The organism is Kitasatospora sp. NPDC059571, assembly GCF_042735675.1.
Taxonomy (GTDB): domain Bacteria; phylum Actinomycetota; class Actinomycetes; order Streptomycetales; family Streptomycetaceae; genus Kitasatospora.
The window spans coordinates 24,842-25,895 of record NZ_JBHWBW010000059.1; the positions used below are offsets into that span (position 1 = coordinate 24,842).

Below are 1,054 nucleotides of genomic sequence, written 5' to 3' on the forward strand. Positions count from 1 at the left end.
CCGCGGCGCGCGGCGCGCGCGGGGCCTCCCCCCCGCCCCCCGGGGCTCCCTTTTTTCGCCGGCGGCTGGGGCGCGGCGGGGCCCCCCCCCCCCCCCCACGACCTGGTGCGCGGCGTGGTCCTAACCGACGCGCTGATCGGCACCTTCAGCCACGCCCACGACCCCTCGCTGCGGCAGAACCGCTGCTTCCTCTACCACGTGATCGGCGGCGGCACCGGCGACTGGAACGTGCCGGTGGGCGGCATGGGCGCGCTGACCGACGCACTCGCCGACGCCGCGCGGGCCGCCGGGGCCGAGCTGCGCACCGGCTGCGAGGTCACCGCGATCGACCCGGACGGCCCGGCCGCCGAGGTGGCCTACCTCGTCGACGGCGCCGAGCACCGGGTCGGCGCCGGCACCGTGCTGTGCAACGCGGCCCCGGCCACCCTGGACCGGCTGCTCGGCCGCCCGGCCGGGGAGCCGGCACCGGTCGGCGCGCAGCTGAAGGTGAACATGCTGCTGCGCCGGCTGCCCCGGCTGCGGGACACCGCGGTGGACCCGCGGGAGGCGTTCGCCGGGACGCTGCACCTGGCGGAGTCGTACCGGGAGCTGGAGACGGCGTACCGGCAGGCCGCCGACGGGCTGCTGCCCGACCCGGCGCCGTCCGAGATCTACTGCCACTCGCTGGCCGACCCGTCGATCCTCGGGCCGGAGCCGGCCGGTCGGGGGGCGCACACCCTGACGCTGTTCGGCCTGCACCAGCCCGCCGGGCTGTTCGAGGCCGGCGCCGACCGCGCGGCGGCACTGGCCGCCGTCCTGGCGCCGCTGCAGGACTGCCTGGCCGAGCCGCTCGCCGACTGCCTGGAGGTGGACGCCGAGGGCCGGCCCTGCATCGAGGCGAAGACCCCGCTCGACCTGGAGCAGGACCTCGGGCTGCCGGGCGGCAACATCTTCCACCGCGACCTGGCGTTCCCGTACGCGGACGAGGACGGCTCCGCGGGCCGCTGGGGCGTGGCCACCGGCCACCCCCGGGTGCTGCTCTGCGGCGCCGGCGCCGTCCGCGGCGGCGGGGTGA

1 protein-coding gene is annotated in these 1,054 nt (G+C 78.6%); it reads left to right on the forward strand.

Annotated elements, in window-relative coordinates:
* A partial coding sequence (locus ACFV0G_RS10085) for an FAD-dependent oxidoreductase (protein ID WP_380544640.1) occupies nt 1-1,054 on the forward strand: 1,054 nt, incomplete at both ends.